The sequence below is a fragment of the Pseudomonas sp. 5C2 genome, assembly GCF_034314155.1.
Taxonomy (GTDB): Bacteria; Pseudomonadota; Gammaproteobacteria; order Pseudomonadales; family Pseudomonadaceae; genus Aquipseudomonas.
In genome coordinates this window covers 1294591-1312477 of sequence record NZ_JAVIWH010000002.1, presented here as the reverse complement: position 1 = coordinate 1312477, position 17887 = coordinate 1294591, and the positions used below count along the sequence as shown (strand labels likewise).

Below are 17887 nucleotides of genomic sequence, written 5' to 3'. Positions count from 1 at the left end.
GGCTGGCAGCAGCCATAACAGCAGACGTCGACGGAGCGAACTCATGCGTCCTCTCCAATGTGATATCCGACACCTCGGACAGTACGGATTACCTCGGCCCCAAGCTTTTTACGAAGATTATGGATATGAACCTCCACTGCATTGCTACCGACCTCGTCTCCCCAACCGTACAGGCGATCCTCTAGCTGCTCGCGGGATATCACCGTATCCGGCTCCTTCATCAGCTCGTGCAGCAACGCATATTCTTTGGCCGACAAGCTGACAGGCTCGTTGCGTAACCACAGCAGGTGTCGTACAGGATCAAGTCGCAGGGGGCCGCCTCGAAGCTCGGTCTGCACACGCCCTGATTGACGGCGGCTGACGGCACGGATGCGTGCAACTAGTTCCTCGATGGCGAACGGTTTAACCAGGTAATCGTCAGCGCCGTGATCAAGGCCAGCAACCCGATCGGGTAACGAGTCGCGGGCAGTGATTATGATTACCGGCAAGCGCTCATCGTGTTTACGCAGAACCTTGAGAACATCCATTCCATCTTGGCGCGGAAGTCCTAGATCGAGCAGCAGCAGCGCATAAGGGGTGGTTTCCAAAGCGAGCACGGCAGCCTTGCCGTCCGTGACCCAATCCACTATGTACCCTTCCTGGCGCAAGCCTTTTTGCAAGCCGCTGCCAATCATCGGGTCATCTTCTGCAAGTAATATTCGCATCGCCTGATCCCTCTCCTCACATCAGTCAGCGCTTCGCTGGAACACCGCGCAGTGTGCCGAACTCTTGACTCCAAGCATATGGCGCCCTAACCATAGATAATTCTGACCCCACTCGGGCTCTCAATATTCGGAACTTAGCCCTGCGACCTGTGCCTTGAAAGCAACACTTTGGAGCAACGGCCTCTCAGGCCTATAAAGACGATAAGACTGCCAGCGTCAGCCTTAAGGTGGACTTAAGGAAGCAACCATTACGGTGCGTATCACTCGCACCGTGATCACAACGTGGTGCTTCCTAGCCTCCTGAACGGGTCTCCCCATGGAAGATCTCAATCGCACCCTGTTTTTGGCTATCAACGCCAGCGTGCACTCCTCGGCGAAAATACAGCTATTTGCGACTTTTCTGGCGCAGTGGCTCATCACCGGCGTACCACTGTTGCTGATCGGATTGTGGCTGCGGGGGACACGCCAGCATCGAGACGTTGCGGTAACAGCCACGCTGAGCATCGTGTTCGCGCTTGGGTGCAATCTGCTGATCAGTAGCCTTTGGTTCCATCCACGACCCTTTATGCTGGGGCTAGGACAAACCCTCCTGGCACACACCCCGGAGTCCTCTTTTCCAAGCGATCACGCCACTGTGATGTTCACGTTGGCCTTTGCTCTGATGCTGGCATCGCTGCGCAAACTTGGTGTGTTGATTCTGCTGCTGGGCGTGTTGGTTGGCTGGGCGCGTATCTATTTAGGCGTGCATTTTCCATTCGATATTGCCGGGTCGCTGCTGATCTCGTTGATAAGCGCGTGGCTGGTACCACAGGTGCTGAGTTGGAGGCATCTCGACGACCGTTTGCTCGACGCTCTTGAGCGTCTATATCAACGAGTTTTTCCAGACACCGCTCGACGCAACGCTCAGCTCTAGGAGGAGATGCGTGCTTTATTCACGAAGTTCAGCGTGCTCCACCATTTTGGCCTCAAAGAAAATTCTAATGCGCAAACCCTACCTTTTCATCGTGATGGCGCTGCTTACCGGCTGCGCCAGTTATCAACCGCAACCACTGGCGCCTCTGAAAATGATGGCTGCTTATGAAGAGCGCTCTCTGACTAAACCAGAGCTTCAGCGCTTCATAACAGCGAGCCTCCCCAAAACCACTAGCGCCTGGGGGCTGAGCAAATTAACTCTGGCGGCCTATTACTACAGCCCTGAGCTGGACGCGGTACGCGCCAAATTAACTAGGGGTGAAGCGGCGACAGAAACGGCGAATCAACGACCCAATCCGTCCTTGTCGTTGCCACTGCAATACGCCGATCAGCCGATAAAACCGTGGACGTACGGACTGGCCCTCGACATCCCGATTGAGACTGCCGGTAAACGTGGGTATCGAGTGGCACAAGCGCAACAACTCTCAGACGCTGCCCGACTCAATATTGGTCAAACCGCCTGGCAGATCAGGAGTCGTCTCCGCAGCGCATTGCTTGACCTTTACGCCGCCACCCAGCACCACTCGATTATCGAGCGTCAGGTCGACATCCAGCAGAACATAGTCACCATGTTGGAGAGGCAGCTTTTGTTGGGGTCGGCCTCTAGGTTCGAGTTGAGCCAGGAACAGATCATTCTGGAGCGTGATCGTAGCGACTTGGCTAATAACGAAAAGCTTATGCTGGACGCCAAAGCACTGATTGCTCAGACCATAGGGATTCCTCTCAGGGCTCTTGAGCCCATCAAGATAAATCTGAGCGACTTTGAGAGCCTGACTCCGCAGATCCCTGATAACGCTGCCCGTCGTCAAACCGTTCTGAACCGCACCGACATTCTTGGGGCTCTGGCCGAGTACGACGCGAGCCAAACCGCTCTCCAGCTAGAGGTTGCACGGCAGTATCCGAACCTGTCACTTGGGCTCGGATACTCGTTCGACCAGGGGGTGAACAAATACAGCGTCACACCGGCAGGCATCACCCTCCCCCTGTTCAACCGTAATGAAGGGCCTATCGCGGAAGCCGAGGCGCACCGTAAGGAAGCTGCCACCCACGTCGAAGCACTTCAAGACCAAGCGATCAATCAGACCGACAGCGCTCTGCAGCACTTTCATCTGGCCACGCAGAACCTTGTGCTCATCGACACTCAGGGGGCGACCCGAACAGCCGCCTTTCAAGCTGATCAACGTTCCTTTGATTTAGGCGCGATAGACCGACTGGCGCTATCACGCTCACGCCGTGCAGTGAATGTCGATGCAATGACCCACGTTGATGCAGTGGTTCAAGTCCAGCAAGCCATCACCCAACTTGAAAATGCCATCCAGCAACCGCTCGATGGAATCCCATTGCACGCCCAGTCAACCGAAACGGTCATTCGAAAATGAACACTCCATTTCGTAGCAAAATCCCACTGATCGCCCTGGCGATGTTAGCCGCTGTCGGGTTAGGCGCTTTAGGTTCCTTCTTTTATCAAACCCTGCAGGCTGTGCCTGTAACTGCGGTAGCGCCCCCTACAAGGGTCACCATCGAAGGAGGTTTGACCATTGTCACGCTAGATGAAACGACCCAGACAATCAGTGGTATTCAAGGTGAGCCGATAACTGCGTCCAGGCATCAAGTGGAACATCTTGCTTACGGCAGTGTGCTTGATGTGCAAGGGCTTAATGATCTGAGCACTCGTTACGCTATGGCTCAAGCAGACTCAACGGCAGCACAGTCTGCAGCTTCAGCTTCTGGCCAGGAATATGAGCGCAACCTCGCGCTGTTCAAGGCCAACCAGAGCGTGTCCTTGAAGGTGCTGCAAGCCTCGCAAGCAACATGGAATACAGACAAGACCAAGCTACAGGCCGCGAGTGCCAACCTGCAGTCGGTACGCATTAGCGCACTCCAACAGTTTGGTGCGACCTTGGCCGGTATGATCGGAGCACAGGACGCCACGCTTTTGCACAGGCTGTTGAGCCGCGAGGACATGCTGTTGCGCATTGCCCTCCCCCTCGGTGTTGATTTGGCTGCGCCTGAACAGATCGCGATTGAGTCCAGCGAACATCATCGGGAAACGGCGCACCTGATTTCAGTCTCGCCTCAAGTCGATGCTTCGACAGAAGGCCGTGCCTACCTTTACCGAGCGGCGGCTACCCTTCCAGTCGGTAGCAAAGTGGCTGCCTATTTGCCATTACCCACACCAACCAGCACCAGTCTCGTCATACCTGAGGCGGCCATCCTATGGTTTGGCGGACAGCCGTGGGCGTATGTGCAAATTGCCAAAGACCGGTTTACCCGCCGTCCTGTCGCAGACCAAACCCCCTACAACAATGGGTACCTGGTCAGCACGGGGTTTGAGTCCGGTGATCGTGTCGTGGTGCGTGGTGCGCAACTGCTGTTGTCCGAAGAGCAGCGTCCGCCCATCACCGCATCGGCTTGCAAAGACCCCGAATGTGACGACTAACCAGACGGCAGCGAATACATCATGTTGAATTCAATTATCCGCTTCGCTGTGCGCTTCCGAGGTGTGGTTATCGCCCTCGCGTGTCTGCTGGCAGGTTATGGCATCTACACCCTGACTCAGGCCCGGCAAGATGTCTTCCCCGAGTTTGCTCCACCGCTGGCGGTGATTCAAACCGAAGCTCCAGGGTTATCGTCCGAACAGGTTGAAATGCTTGTTACCCAGCCGATCGAAAATGCCATGGGTGGCACCCTGGGACTTGCGAGCATGCGATCCAAATCGTTGCCGGGACTGTCAATGGTGACGCTGACCTTCAAGGATGGGGCTGACCTATACCGAGCCAGACAACTGGCTGCGGAGCGACTCAGCACGCTCACCGGTATTCTCCCGCACGGGGTTAAAACACCTGCGCTATTGCCATTAACGTCATCGACCAGTGTCACTCTGGTCGCAGGTATTACCTCTGACACCCGCTCGCTGATGGAGATGCGCACACTAGCGGAGTGGACGATCAAACCGCAATTATTACGCGTGCCAGGCGTGGCAGACGTAATCGTATTCGGCGGTGATCTAAAGCAGTTTCAGATTCAGGCAGATCCCAAAAAGCTGGTGCAATACGGTTTCGCTCTTCAAGACGTGTTGAGCGCTGCACAACGCGCAACGGGGGTTAGAGGTGCGGGTTTTCTGGAGACCGCTAACCAGCGCATAGTCTTGAATACCGAAGGTCAAACCGTTACACCCGCGCAGTTGGCGCAAACGGTGCTCAACTACCAGAGTGATATCGCCGTACGCTTGGGCGATGTCGCCACGGTGACCTATGGGCCAGCTCCCGCAGTCGGTGCGGCGGCAATCGAGGGTAAGCCAGCGGTGTCGCTGATGGTGGAAAGCCAATACGGCGCCGACATGATGAGCGTTTCCAGTAGTGTGGAAAGCGCCCTGGACAGCTTGAAACCTGCGCTAGAAGCAGAACAGGTGAGCCTGCACCCGGACATCTTCCGCCCAGCTAGGTTTATCGAAACAGCGATTGGTCACTTGCAGATGGCACTGCTATTGGGCGGCGTGTTAGTTGTCCTGGTGCTGTTTCTGTTCTTGTTCAATATCCGCACTGCAATCATTTCGGCTACGGCGATTCCGCTGTCCTTGTTGACGGCGGTGATCGTGCTCCATCACTTCGGTGTGAGCCTCAACACCATGACCTTGGGCGGTCTGGCCATCGCCTTGGGAGAGGTGGTGGACGATGCTGTGGTAGACGTGGAAAACATTTTCCGTCGGCTGCGCCAAAATCAAGCGCTGGAGCATCCCCTATCACCAGCCTTGGTGGTATTGCGCGCCTCGTTCGAAGTCCGTAGTGCAGTGGTGTACGCCACCTTGGTTGTCGCGCTGATTTTCCTGCCCGTTCTAGCACTGTCAGGGATCGCCGGGAAACTCTTCGCCCCCTTGGGGCTCGCTTATATCCTGGCGATTTTGGCGTCCCTTGTGGTGGCCCTGACGGTCACGCCAGCGCTGGCGTTTATGTTGTTGACCACCAAGCCACTTCAATCGGAAGAACCAAGATTGGTGCTGCGACTGAAGACCCGCTACCTGAAATTACTCGCCAGTATCGAGTCGCACTCTCGCTCAATCGTCTGGATGATCGTCATTCTCTGCACCGTGGCGGCCAGCGCACTGCCGTTTTTTGGCGGCAACTTCATACCGGAACTGAAGGAGGGACATTACCTCATCCATATGGCGTTGGCCCCAGGCTCCTCTTTGACCGAATCCATGCGCGTGGGCGACCGTGTAGCGCAGGAGCTGAGTACAGTCTCCGGCGTGCGACTGGTAGCGCAACGCGCAGGGCGAGCCAGTGAAGTAGTCGACCCGACTGGCGTCCATGTCAGTGAGTTCGAAGTGGATTTAAATAGCTTGTCCGCCGCAGAGGAAACCCAGGCCGTAGCGCGTATTCAACAAGTGCTGGCCAGCTTCCCAGGGCTGACGACGTCGGTGAACACGTTCCTGACTGAACGGGTGGACGAAAGCATCTCCGGCGTCACCGCGCCGGTCGTTATCAATGTTTTTGGCCCTGATCTGGATGTGTTGGACAGCAAAGCCCAGGAAATCGCCCAGGTGATCGGTCGAATTCCAGGCACCATCGGCCTGAGAGTTGAGTCCGCCCAGCATGTGCCGCAATTGACCATCAGGCTGCGGCCTGAGCAATTAACACACTGGGGATTCGAGCCGGTTGATGTGATGGACGCGATCCAGGTGGCCTATGATGGAGTGACCGCCAGCCAAATCTATCAGGGGAACCAGATTTATGATGTCACCGTTTCGTTGACTCCCACGGCCCACCACAGCATCGCGACTGTCGGTTCACTGCTGCTACGTAACAAAGCCGGAACAACGGTGCCTCTCGATCAGTTGGCCCTGATCACTCAAACCACCAGCCGTTACCAAATCATGCACAGCGGTGGTCAACGCCTGCAAACAGTCTCCACCGCAGTACATGGCCGCGCGGTGAGTGACTTCGTTCAGGAGGCTCAACGGCGTATTAACAAGGAGGTCACTTTACCCAAGGGAACCTACGTCTTGTTTGCTGGAGAGGAACAAGCACGTGTGCAATCGCAACAGGACTTAATGGTTTACACAGCGGTTGCCATCATTGGGATCATGCTGCTTCTGTTCCTCGCCCTCAAAAGCATGCGTGCGCTGGTCTTAGTCCTCGTGAACTTGCCCTTCGCCTTGGTGGGCGGTGTATTGACTGTGTTGGTGTGCGGTGGAAACTTGTCATTGGGATCACTGGTCGGGTTTGTCACCCTGTTTGGTATCACGCTGCGCAACTCCATCATGCTCATATCCCATTACTCACATCTGGTGAATGAAGAAGGCATGACATGGGGCCCGGAAACAGCTCAAAGGGGTGCCGCCGAGCGACTTGTACCGATTATGATGACAGCCGTGGTGACCGCGTTGGGACTGCTACCTTTGGCGCTCGCCAGTGGCGCTGCCGGCAATGAAATTGAAGGGCCTATGGCTATCGTTATCTTGGGAGGATTAGTGACCTCGACAGCACTCAACCTATTGGTGCTACCAACTTTGGCGTTGCATTTTGGACGCTTTGAAAAGCGCGTCGAAGAGTTCCCTGCTCAGTTAACACCGGTTGAATCCGCAACCTAGTTCGAACATTGACGATTGCTAAGGACGCGTTGAGTTATTCGGTATCTTATCCCGGAAACGCTCTGGAGGCCTTGAGTCATCTGAGGGCAACAACTGGATTTGAGTAAATCAGCGCCCCCTAAAAGCAGCTAAAGGAAGTCCCTCAGATGTGTCTACAGAATCAGCGGCAATTCACGACTCAGATTACCTTGCGACAAAAACAGCAAACAAACTTCTGCTCATTGCCCCCTGGCGTATGGTGAGACTTTTTTTCATGTCCAAGCATGAAAAATGGCTCACCGAATTCGGCACGAAGCTCATCGGCATCGTAACGCATGACAGACAAGCCACTAAGTCCAAACGACTATTAACAACGAACCTAGTAATGCTTTGAAACGGCTAAATACCTTGGCTTGGCTGCCCAAATGGTCGACTGATACGTGCGCCCAACACCCCTTGTGTAATTAAACGGGCACCCACCGTGTGGCAATAACTCGGCAAACGCGTAAGGACGTCCTTCAAATACGCGTACGGATCATGGCCATTTAACCGTACTGACGGGATCAAACTCATGATTCGTGCTGATCGGTTCACTTCAACAGCCTTAATGAATAGGGCTCACACTCTATTACGGCTTGCGGTGGATATTATTTGCCCTGCACCACTCGAACATGTGCATGGCTTATGGCTTTGTAGACGCGAATCAATCTTAAAAGTGGCCACCAGTCATATAAAAAAATCTGCAGTGGTCGCCACATTGCCACCCAGCCAACGATCATCAGACTTTCGCGCACTATGCCGACTACAGCACCAGGACTAAGTTGGCCAATAACATCGACTACGATCAGGCAAAGGGTAACAAAGGCGATGCCGATCAACAGGCTAATGCGGCCCTCTCGAAGGAGATGTTTCAACTCACTGCGTACGAGACCTGCTTTATGATCAAAGTAATTGTGGATTGCCTCGATAATAATCGCACTTGGATCGCCTTCTGCTGGCAGATGCTCAAGGTGGATTGTGATACGAAGCCGGCTGTCCGACGAAAATTCTGCTGCCCAGGTCTCGATGAACGCTTCAGCTTCGCGATCAAGATCCTTGTTAAGAAAAGGTGTCGGATCCATCGAGTTAAACAACTGTCCAACTTCGCGTACCCGGAGTTGAAGGTGATGCTCTGATGATGTTTTTTTTCTCATGGTACTACTCGATTATCATGCATTGGCAGTTTCGAGTCGCGCGACTCGCTTTCGCTGCTCCTCTGTCCTTGCACAGCGCACTGACCGCCGCTGGCATCACCGTCAAATCTTAACCCCAATTTACCCTACAGCCTGCCAGTGAGCGGCGGGCAAGAATGACCTGTATCCAAGAAAGCTGAGTTTAGTTTGGCCGAAATCAATCGACTCGCAAAGATTGCACTCTCGGAACCATGGCCACAGCGACCTCTGCTTGCCGCGAGACGGTTATCCCGAGCAAGCGTAGCGAACCACTTGTTTGATTGAAGTCGACTCAGCTATTGCGTTAGTGCCGACACTGGAACAAGTTGGGTTTAACAGGCCCGTGGAGCGTTTCATGTACTGGTTCCGTCATCACTACCGCAATCTATTGCGACTCACGCTCGGGGTGTGGGTGTTTGCTATGATCGTGAAGGTATTTCATGGATGCTTGGTGGGCCCGGAGCACAGCCTGACTGCGCCGCACAAGACACTTCCCACTATGCAGCAGGCGGATAACCAAGTCCTGCACGACAGCGGCTGCCTTCAACATTGTGTGGATGCGGTGAAGGCGATTAGTCCGACATCGCAGATCCCACACTAGACCTCGCCAGTTTGGCTCTTGTCTTGCTGCTACCTGCGTTGATGCCGCTTAACCGTGCTGAAAAAAGCACCTTCGCTGCACTTGCACTGAAACGCCCATACCATTGGGGCCGCCAGCTCGCCTGATTTTCGTCCGTTTCAACGATTAATCCGACTTTCAGGGCGATCAAACCGTGGCCGTTCTGCTTCATTGCGCCCATTTGACGCGGCTTAGTAGTTCCTACTTACCTCTCAGCACCCGGATTTCACCATGCAAACACAATTGAAATTGGTTCTTGCCGCTGTCTTGGCCAGTAGCGTATTCATGGCTTATGCCGAAGATGAGCATCACCCAGCCGACGCACCTGCCAGCACAACTGCTGCTAGCGCACCCTCAGAGTCGTCGATGATGGGCATACCAATGAAGAATTGACGACAGCTATCCACCAAGTATTGCGGTGTTGGCGATAAGCAAGTGATCCTGACGATAGCGTTGTAAATGCAACAGCGGTTTCACCCGAGCCAACATGGCAAGGATGAAACCGCCGCGCACTGAACCTGTACGACGTTTCGCTGGATAGCGCTCCCTCAGGGTTTAGTTTAACCAAGGCCGCTCTAGCCCTCAGACTCGGCCTCACGAGGAGATTTAGCGTCGACCTCCAGACGATACCCTGCGCTTGGCACGGTCTGTATCAACGAACCGGAAAAACCTTCGTCGAGTTTGCGGCGCAAGCGATAAATATGCTTATCGATCACGTTGTCGTTAGGGTCAAACTCATAATCCCAGGCGCTCTCCAAGAGCATGCTGCGGGTCACAATCTCACCACTGTGGCGCATCAGCTTTTCCAATATCAAGGTTTCCCGATAAGCTAGTGCGATGGTACGCCCCTGGCGAGTTGCCTGACGTGTAGCACAATCGAGATGAAGCTCCCCAGCACGGAGTGTTCGTGAAGGGCCAGGAACTTGATCCCGTGTCCGCAGCAAGGCGTCCAGTCGAGCCAGCACTTCAATAAAGGCGTAGGGTTTGGCAAGATAGTCATCGCATCCGGCCTGCAGACCTTCGACCCGTTGAGAGGTCGAGGCCAGCGCACTTAGCATCAGTATCGGGGTGTTCAACTGCCGGCGGCGTAGTTCACGCACAAGCGCCAGGCCATCCATTCCCGGCAACTTGCGATCGACGACAAGCACGTCATACAAATCCTCGAGCGCCATCGCCAAGCCTTGTCGGCCCTCTTCGGCGACATCGACGATATGACCGCTTTCACTCAAACCGCGTAACAGATAAGCCGATGCGCGAGCATCGTCTTCAATTACCAGGATGCGCACACGCAGCCCTCCGATAGCGAACCTAAACTTTCTTTCATGTTCACGCGACCTGTGCGTTTACTTCGGTTTGGCACACTATGATGCCACTGAAAGGGTCGAGGGCCAGCGCCACGCCCCATCTGTTCGCCCAACCGAGGCCTTTGCAACGCTCATGACCCATGTTCTAGTCGTCGAGGATGACCCCACCACTGCCCGCGAAATCGAAGCCGCCTTGCAGGATCATGGCTTTGACGTGACCTGCTCCAACAACGGTCGAGACGGCCTGTTAAAAGCCATTGGCGACACGTTCGACATTATCGTACTGGATCGTATGCTTCCCGGTGCCCTCGATGGACTAGGCATGCTCACCGCCTTGCGCGCATCAGGTATCGCAACGCCGGTGCTGATTCTCAGTGCGTTGAGCGCGCTCGACGAGCGGGTTCGCGGCTTACGTGCTGGCGGTGATGATTACCTGACCAAGCCATTCGAGTTCATCGAGTTGACCGCGCGTCTGGATGCCCTGAGCCGACGGCGAATCGCGCAGCCGGGCCAAGATCGGGAAAGTCGTCTACGGGTCGCCAATCTTGATCTTGACCTATTACGTCGCACCGTGCGCCGAGGTGATAGGCAGATCGACCTCCTTCCCCGGGAGTACGCCCTGCTTGAATACCTGGTTCAGCATGCAGGCCAAGTGGTGACTCGCACGATGATGTTCGAAGCGGTCTGGAATTACAGCTACGACGAACGCACCAACGTAATTGAGGTACATATAGGGCGCTTGCGCCGCAAGATCGATGCCGAAGGCGAAGAACAGATGATCCATACCATTCGCGGAGCCGGCTATGTTCTCCGTTCACCTGCGTGAAATACCGCGCACCATCAGCTTTCGTACCGCACTGATGTTTCTGGCGCTGTTCGGCTGTTCGTTCCTTGCCCTGTTTGGCTACATATATTGGCAGACTACCGGTTATTTGAAGTCAGAAGTCGACGCATCGCTGTACCACCAGATCGACATCCGCAGCCGACAAGCGCCTGCATTGCGACAACAGGAAATCCGTCAGCATACCGAACAGGACATAGAGAGTCGTACCCCACACGCCTTATTTAGCGCCGATGACCAGCTGATAGCGGGTGCGATCCAGGCGCTGCCCGATTTCAACCGTTACGACAGAGCCTATCAGTTCGTATGGCATAAGCAGAACGAACACAGTCGTCCCATTCGTTTCATGGTTCACCAATTGGAAAACGGGCAAAAACTGCTGGTGGCTCAAGACATCTACGATATTCATGAATTCGATGAGCTGTTGATTAATGCGTTGATCTCTGGGGGCGCGCTGCTGGTGGTGGTCGGCCTGCTAGGAGCGATCGCCCTTGGCTATTCCGCCAGACGCCGGCTGGATGCCCTTAGTCGTTCGATAGAACGGATCATAGAGGGCGATCTCAGCAAGCGTTTGCCGACTCGCGGTAACCGAGATGACATTGACCGTATCGCTAGCGTCGTCAACGGCATGCTCGATGAACTCGAACGGCTGATGAGTGAAGTCAAGGGTGTCTGTGACGACATCGCCCACGATCTGCGTACCCCACTTACCCGCCTGATCGCCGGACTTGAACGCGCCCAGCGACGCAGCCTGAGCAAGGACGAATATGCGGCGGCCATCGACTCAGCCATTGAAGAGGCCATGGGGCTTTTGCAGACATTTCGAGCGCTGCTGCGCATCTCCGAAATCGAAAGCAGCGCCCGACGCAGCAACTTCGCTATGGTCGACCTGAACCGGATCGCGGCAGATGCCACGGAGTTGTTCGAGCCGCTAGCCGAAGAGCGCGGCATGACTCTGGAACTGGTTCCCAGCAAAAAACCGGCTAACCTGTCAGGGGATCCTCAGCTGCTGTTCGATGCCGCCTGTAACCTGCTCGACAACGCCATCAAGTTCTCACCCGATGGAGGCCGCGTTCAGGTCACCGTGGTTGCTGACGCAACCCATAGCGGGATCCGAGTCAAAGACAATGGGCCTGGCATTCCTCAGGCTGAACGCGAAGCCGTGTTCCGCCGACTGTACCGCTCAGAGTCCAGCCGCCACATGGCGGGCAACGGACTAGGCTTAAGCATGGTGTCTGCGGTTGCCCGCCTGCATGACATGACGTTACAGGTGCAGGACGCGCAACCAGGGTGCCAGATCGAACTGGTGGGTAAAGCGCTGTCAGTTTGAGCGCGCGGCGTTGCCTGCGGCGGTTTTCTAGCTGCTGACCACGGCATGGGCATACTCGGACTGAGTATTGCTCGCGCCGCGTCCATGCGGGCCATTACCTAGTCACCACCGCCTTCAGCCATGCTGCTGACGGAAACACCCAACAACTCGATCAGCTCACTCGAGAGCTCGGAATTTTTTGTTCTCGTGGGAAATATCCCAATAACCCTTTCGATTTCTTACCGGTAAGCCAGTTTCAGGCAACCCTGAACTTGATGCTCATGGCAAGCCCATATCCGCATGGATATCGGTCATATATCGCCATAGGGGATGCGGTACCTGTTCGTTTGCAGGAATGCGGGAGACGTTGACTATCAACGTAGTCCGGAGCATTTCCAGCTTATTAAAATCGAAAAAAAATCCTGTCAAAAAATTTATGAACAGGGGAACAGCCTGTAAGGGTGCCGGCTCTAGGATGAGCACAAGCCTGAAGCTTATGCCAGCCACCTTCGAGCTGGCATTACCTGAACAGTGGAGATTTCCTAATGAAAACCCTTAAAGCTCTTTTGATCGTTAGCCTGATGAGTGCCTCTGTAGCTGCGTTGGCTGAAGGTGGTGGAGACCGGGTCGTGGCACGGATGGATGCCGCACGCGAGGTCTCGATGAAGCACTACCAGCAGGCCGAACATAAAGAGGCCGTAGTGATTGTACAGAAAGCGATTAGCCACGATGTTGAGCGCTTGAACTGACAATGAGCCGCCCATTCATTCAACTGGGTCGCCATGTGCTTGAAGCGTCATGGGATGCAGTGGGGCAACGTCTGGAACCAGAGGTGAGTTGAGGGTTTGCTTGCCATGTGACGGCAGAACTCGACGTGGTAACGACGATAGATGCATTGGGCCGAGGAGTATTCCATCCGGCCCGGGCTATCGACATTGAAATACCATTTTTCGGCCACAAAAGCAGTAAGTAATCGAGGTCAAAGTACTTATGACATGCTCACTTCCGACTAAAGCAAACTACAGTATTGTGCTGGTTAATTATAAATCACTTGAACTGACAAAGGCTTGTCTGGAGCTGCTGCGCGATGGGTTGCAGGAGACTGGCGTTCCTATTTTTGTGGTGGATAACTATTCGGATGATGCGAGCAGCGAATACCTGCGTACGCTGAATTGGATCAACCTGATTGAACGTAAAATATACACCCCTGAAGCAGGAAACGTTGCTCATGGCCGGGCCTTGGATCTTGCTTTAGATCACGTTGAAACCGAGTATCTGTTTCTGTTGCACACCGATACTTTTATTTACGACCCGACTATTTTCACCATGATGATCGACCAGTGCGCTGGCCCATACAAAGTCGCAGCTGTCGGATGTCTGGAGCAGTTGAATCGAGGTATTACGCGATCGGCCTGGCGTCTGTTTTCACGGTTTTTCAAGCACTATACCCGGCGGAGCTTTTTAGCCATGGGCTTCAAAGCAAGGGCGCCGAAACCGTTCAGAGAAACTCACTTGAAAAGCTTCTGCACCCTGTGGAATGTACGTCTGATTAAACAGCACGGATTGCACTTTCAAATGGACGAGCGTAATCCCGGTTATGAGTTGCAAGACAGAATGGTAGAGCTGAACTATAAGATCAGCTTCATTCCACCACGAAAATTATTCCGTTACCTGGATCATATTCAAAGCGGGACAGTTTCAGCGATGGGTGGTTACGCGAACGATCATCGAAGAGTCAAAATCTACAATCAATTTACCCATAAAAGTCTATTAACACCCCACTCACCCGGCCTAAATATTCGCTGGGGATCTCTTCAGCAAAAATAGACACTCAGGCCTGCCTCTTACGTCAGGGGCGACTCACTTAATGAATTTAATTCAGATTTGGCTTTGACGGAATTTTGACCTTTTACAGCGTAAGGTGTGCCCGCCTATACATCGTGCTATAGCTTGATCGTTGCCCTCATAACATATACCTGTTTTCCGCAGTGGATGTATGTGAATCCGGGGCGAATGGCGAGTTTTTAAAACGCTGTACTTCATAGTTCTAATCCGATTTCAGGAGCACACCCCCTATGAGCACCCCTATCAGTCTGAACAAGCTGCCGGAAATAACCTTGACGTTCTGGGTGATGAAAATCTGCGCCACCACCCTCGGCGAGACCGCCGGCGATTTACTGTCGATGACTCTGAATGTGGGGTATGCGATCAGCTCACTGATCCTAATAAGCGCCTTCCTGATTACACTTGGCTTGCAGCTGTTTTCGAAAAGTTATAATCCTGTGTTGTACTGGATCGTTATTCTCTCCACCAGTACCGCAGGCACCACCATGTCGGACTTTATGGATCGCACCCTGGGCCTAGGTTATGCGTCCGGCTCGCTGATTCTGATCAGCCTGTTAATCGCGATTTTTGCCGTCTGGCGCTTGAGCGAAAAAACCCTGTCGGTGAACAACATTCACACCACTAAGGGTGAGCTGTTCTATTGGGCGGCCATTCTGATTTCCAACACGCTGGGCACAGCGTTAGGCGATTACCTGGCGGATGACTCCGGCCTGGGCTTTGCTGGCGGCGCACTGCTGATCGGGTCGGCGATTGCAGCAGTGGTGCTGGCCAAGTTCTACACGCGGATTTCCACCGTGCTGCTCTTCTGGTTGGCCTTTGTCCTGACCCGACCTTTCGGCGCGACACTCGGCGACTTCCTGACCAAGTCTCACGAAAAAGGCGGTCTGGATTTTGGCACCGTTGGTTCATCGTTAGTACTGGCCGGCGTATTGGTAGTGCTGGTGTCCTTCGCCGCCAAGGCCCGCAGCGCTGAAGAAATGTACGGCTAAACGGCTTGTGGAGCAGTGCGATACCGTCGAGTTGGCGTTTGGCAGCGTTTTGTGTGAGCCCGACATCCTATCTTGCATTTACATTTTCCGCGTACAGTATTCATCGTAACTGATGACTACGTTGTATGGTCGTACTCCCATTGAGATGGGCTTGATCTAAAATGAAAAATGCTCGGCACGACACTTACTCTGAAACCAATTGAGGGCTTTGAAAAACTCACCGAGGAATTTCCCGCTGCCGTTGCACCGGCTTCATAATGGTTCTGCGACCTATCGGGAGGGTACGCACGATGATTGCTTCATCACCGGTACTTTATAGGCAGCCCACGAATGATGACGTCCCTGGTCTCATCGATCATCGAGTTCCTCACGGTGAATCCGCATGTTGCCTATCTGGCGGTGTTTCTTCTGGCACTTTCCGAGTCAATCCCGATTCTCGGGGCTGTCGTTCCCGGCACCGCCGTGATCCTCGCGCTCAGCGCCTTGGTGCCGAGTGGCGTGTTATTGCTCTGGCCGTTGCTGGTCGCCGCCACTTTAGGTGCCGTCGCTGGTGATGGTCTGTCGTTCTGGCTAGGGCATCGATACCACCGCGAGATTCTGGGTTTCTGGCCATTTAACCGCCACCCTGAACTGATTCAGCGCAGCGAGGACTTTTTCAAGCGTCACGGCGCCAAAAGTGTGTTTCTCGCGCGCTTCATACCGGGCGTCCGCGCCTTTATTCCGCTCTTTGCAGGCATTCTGGGAATGGCGGTCAGTCGGTTCTATGCCGTCAACGTTGTCTCGGCGCTCGCGTGGGCTCCGTCGCATATCTTGTCAGGTGTGCTCCTCGGCGCAACGTTCAGCATTCTCGGTGCGACCGCAAAGCCGCTCTCGATCCTGCTGGTCGTTCTACTTGCAACGGGCTGGGCGCTCCTACATATCGTGCGTTTGACGTTGCGGCGCGGCGTCCCTTACTTCATTGACGTACTCGGGCGGCTACAGCGCTGGGCGGGTACTCACGACACCCGGCTGAGCCGCAGCCTCACCCATTTACTTGATCCTTCGCGGCCCGAAGCACGGACTCTCGCATTGTCGGCTGTACTTCTCGTCGGTGCAGCATGGCTCTTCCTTGGCATCCTTGAAGATGTAGTCACCGGTGACCCCTTGCTGCTCGCAGACAGCGCAATATACCGCGCGCTTCAGGATCTTCGTACAGCGCCAGGCGATGCGGTGATGATCGCTATTACAGAACTCGGCGACACCAAGGTCGTGATGGCGGTCACGATTGTTATCTTGCTGTGGCTAATGTGGAAACGTGCCTGGCGTACAGCTGCCTATTGGCTGGTTGCGATTACGGGTGCTTCGGTTCTTAACACTGTCATAAAAGTTGCGCTGCATCGAACTCGACCCGGTGAGCTTCTCTACTCAGGGTGGAGCGCGTTTTCCTTCCCCAGCGGTCACAGCACGGTCAATGTCGTGCTCTACGGGTTCCTCGCTTTTCTCATCGCGCGTGAGATCCGCCCGGCATGGCGCCTCGTGGTCGCTCTCGGCGCAGCAACCCTGATATTTCTGATTGCATTCTCGCGCCTCTACCTCGGTGCACATTGGCTTTCCGACGTGCTCGGGGGGCTGGCATTTGGATCCGCGTGGCTGGCGCTGCTCGGTCTGTCCTACCTGGGGCGCCAAGCCGGACGCATTGAGCCAAAGGGCTTACTCGCCGCCGGATGTTCGGCACTGATTCTCGCCGGAGGACTCAATATTTATCGTAGCCATGCGACCGACAGCGACCGATATGCTGTCAAGGTAAGAACTCCGTCCATGGCCGCCAGCGATTGGTGGGCGTCGGATTGGCAGCAACTGCCGGTGCGGCGTATTGATCTCACTGGCGAGACAAATGAGCCCCTGACGTTCCAGTGGGCCGGTGACATGAAGGACTTGCAAGATATCCTGCAGCGCAACGGGTGGCGCAACTCGGCGGACTGGACACCGCTGAATGCCCTGAATTGGCTTTCCGTCCAGACCGACTCGGCAGTTCTTCCGGTAATCCCACTTTTCGCCAGTGGTCGCCTCCCCAGTCTGACGCTCGTTCGACCGAATAGTGGTGGTGCACTTACCAGCTCGCGCCTCGTACTACGAGTGTGGGTCGTCGATTTCGAGCTCACGAACGGGCGTACTTCACCGCTGTGGATGGGCTCGGTTGTCGAGGAGCGTTTTTATCATCCCCTATCCCTCGTCACGTTGACGTCGACACAGCCCGATGTGAATGCACCACGCAGCACGCTAGCTACCACTTTTGACGATGCGCGGCAGCTATCTCGAATCGAAGGAACGGCAGATATGGATTGGGATGGCCAAGTCCTGTTAGCTCGTCACGGTAAGACACAGAAATCTATGTCCGATTGATCGCGACGAACTATTAATTGTCTGGATAACGTCACTGTGACCACTTTGCACTCAATGCCCCCTTAATACACATGGACGATGAAAGAGTTGCGCCCAAAAAACTGATAGCAAGGAACGGCAAAGAGGGGTAAAAATTCGAAAG

At 54.5% G+C, this 17887-nt stretch carries 14 protein-coding genes and 1 pseudogene; 11 read left to right on the top strand and 4 right to left on the bottom strand.

The window, feature by feature from the left end; genetic code table 11:
* Positions 1–41: 41 nt before the first annotated feature.
* Entirely contained in the window at positions 42–704 is a 663-nt protein-coding gene (locus RGU44_RS06690; protein ID WP_322216354.1) for a response regulator, read from the bottom strand.
* Positions 705–1020: 316 nt separating this feature from the next.
* On the opposite strand from RGU44_RS06690, the gene RGU44_RS06685 reads away from it, so the two are divergent.
* From RGU44_RS06685 to RGU44_RS06670, 4 genes are read left to right on the top strand one after another with little or no spacing between them, the layout of a single operon-like run.
* On the top strand, positions 1021–1617 hold the full coding sequence (locus RGU44_RS06685) for an undecaprenyl-diphosphatase (protein WP_322216352.1): 597 nt from the start codon (positions 1021–1023) through the stop codon (positions 1615–1617).
* A 10-nt stretch (positions 1618–1627) separates the two neighbouring features.
* On the top strand, positions 1628–3055 hold the full coding sequence (locus RGU44_RS06680; protein ID WP_322216351.1) for a TolC family protein: 1428 nt from the start codon (positions 1628–1630) through the stop codon (positions 3053–3055).
* Positions 3052–4116: an efflux RND transporter periplasmic adaptor subunit gene (locus tag RGU44_RS06675; RefSeq protein WP_322216346.1), complete on the top strand. Its 1065-nt coding sequence runs from the start codon at positions 3052–3054 to the stop codon at positions 4114–4116. The genes RGU44_RS06680 and RGU44_RS06675 overlap by 4 nt, the downstream gene beginning before the upstream one ends.
* Before the next feature lie 21 nt (positions 4117–4137).
* Positions 4138–7266 carry an efflux RND transporter permease subunit gene (locus RGU44_RS06670; protein WP_322216343.1) on the top strand — a complete coding sequence of 1043 codons (3129 nt, stop codon included), beginning with the start codon at positions 4138–4140 and terminating at the stop codon, positions 7264–7266.
* A 378-nt stretch (positions 7267–7644) separates the two neighbouring features.
* Here the strand turns inward: RGU44_RS06670 and RGU44_RS06665 are convergent.
* Positions 7645–7833 (bottom strand): annotated as a pseudogene (locus RGU44_RS06665) (transposase domain-containing protein); the annotation flags it as partial.
* Between the two features lie 59 nt (positions 7834–7892).
* Entirely contained in the window at positions 7893–8438 is a 546-nt protein-coding gene (locus RGU44_RS06660) for a hypothetical protein (protein WP_322216341.1), read from the bottom strand.
* Positions 8439–9306: 868 nt separating this feature from the next.
* On the opposite strand from RGU44_RS06660, the gene RGU44_RS06655 reads away from it, so the two are divergent.
* Positions 9307–9468, top strand: a complete 162-nt coding sequence (locus RGU44_RS06655; RefSeq protein ID WP_322216338.1) for a hypothetical protein — start codon at positions 9307–9309, stop codon at positions 9466–9468.
* Positions 9469–9650: 182 nt separating this feature from the next.
* On the opposite strand, the gene RGU44_RS06650 is transcribed toward RGU44_RS06655, so the two are convergent.
* Complete coding sequence (locus RGU44_RS06650; protein WP_322216336.1) at positions 9651–10361, bottom strand: response regulator transcription factor; 711 nt, start codon at positions 10359–10361, stop codon at positions 9651–9653.
* A 151-nt stretch (positions 10362–10512) separates the two neighbouring features.
* Here RGU44_RS06650 and RGU44_RS06645 point away from each other — a divergent pair, with 151 nt between their 5' ends.
* From RGU44_RS06645 to RGU44_RS06620, 6 genes are all read left to right on the top strand, one after another.
* Positions 10513–11205, top strand: coding sequence for a response regulator transcription factor (locus tag RGU44_RS06645; RefSeq protein ID WP_322216333.1), 693 nt, complete (start codon positions 10513–10515; stop codon positions 11203–11205).
* On the top strand, positions 11183–12550 hold the full coding sequence (locus RGU44_RS06640; protein ID WP_322216330.1) for a sensor histidine kinase: 1368 nt from the start codon (positions 11183–11185) through the stop codon (positions 12548–12550). The genes RGU44_RS06645 and RGU44_RS06640 overlap by 23 nt, the downstream gene beginning before the upstream one ends.
* A 524-nt stretch (positions 12551–13074) precedes the next feature.
* Positions 13075–13278 (top strand): co-regulatory protein PtrA N-terminal domain-containing protein, encoded by a 204-nt coding sequence (locus RGU44_RS06635; RefSeq protein ID WP_322216327.1) that lies wholly within the window; start codon positions 13075–13077, stop codon positions 13276–13278.
* 241 nt (positions 13279–13519) lie between these two features.
* Positions 13520–14356, top strand: a complete 837-nt coding sequence (locus tag RGU44_RS06630; protein ID WP_322216324.1) for a glycosyltransferase family 2 protein — start codon at positions 13520–13522, stop codon at positions 14354–14356.
* A gap of 266 nt (positions 14357–14622) precedes the next feature.
* Positions 14623–15363, top strand: coding sequence for a hypothetical protein (locus RGU44_RS06625; protein WP_322217782.1), 741 nt, complete (start codon positions 14623–14625; stop codon positions 15361–15363).
* Between the two features lie 330 nt (positions 15364–15693).
* Positions 15694–17745, top strand: a complete 2052-nt coding sequence (locus tag RGU44_RS06620) for a bifunctional DedA family/phosphatase PAP2 family protein (protein ID WP_322216321.1) — start codon at positions 15694–15696, stop codon at positions 17743–17745.
* Positions 17746–17887 lie beyond the last annotated feature (142 nt).

What these genes read in the sequence shown, in the direction of transcription:
- RGU44_RS06645 (WP_322216333.1), top strand. Translation starts at nt 10,513, where the DNA reads ATGACCCATGTTCTAGTCGTCGAGGATGACCCCACCACTGCCCGCGAA.
- RGU44_RS06655 (WP_322216338.1), top strand. Translation starts at nt 9,307, where the DNA reads ATGCAAACACAATTGAAATTGGTTCTTGCCGCTGTCTTGGCCAGTAGC.
- RGU44_RS06620 (WP_322216321.1), top strand. Translation starts at nt 15,694, where the DNA reads ATGATGACGTCCCTGGTCTCATCGATCATCGAGTTCCTCACGGTGAAT.
- RGU44_RS06660 (WP_322216341.1), bottom strand. Translation starts at nt 8,438, where the DNA reads ATGAGAAAAAAAACATCATCAGAGCATCACCTTCAACTCCGGGTACGC.
- RGU44_RS06690 (WP_322216354.1), bottom strand. Translation starts at nt 704, where the DNA reads ATGCGAATATTACTTGCAGAAGATGACCCGATGATTGGCAGCGGCTTG.
- RGU44_RS06670 (WP_322216343.1), top strand. Translation starts at nt 4,138, where the DNA reads ATGTTGAATTCAATTATCCGCTTCGCTGTGCGCTTCCGAGGTGTGGTT.
- RGU44_RS06635 (WP_322216327.1), top strand. Translation starts at nt 13,075, where the DNA reads ATGAAAACCCTTAAAGCTCTTTTGATCGTTAGCCTGATGAGTGCCTCT.
- RGU44_RS06630 (WP_322216324.1), top strand. Translation starts at nt 13,520, where the DNA reads ATGACATGCTCACTTCCGACTAAAGCAAACTACAGTATTGTGCTGGTT.
- RGU44_RS06675 (WP_322216346.1), top strand. Translation starts at nt 3,052, where the DNA reads ATGAACACTCCATTTCGTAGCAAAATCCCACTGATCGCCCTGGCGATG.
- RGU44_RS06685 (WP_322216352.1), top strand. Translation starts at nt 1,021, where the DNA reads ATGGAAGATCTCAATCGCACCCTGTTTTTGGCTATCAACGCCAGCGTG.
- RGU44_RS06640 (WP_322216330.1), top strand. Translation starts at nt 11,183, where the DNA reads ATGTTCTCCGTTCACCTGCGTGAAATACCGCGCACCATCAGCTTTCGT.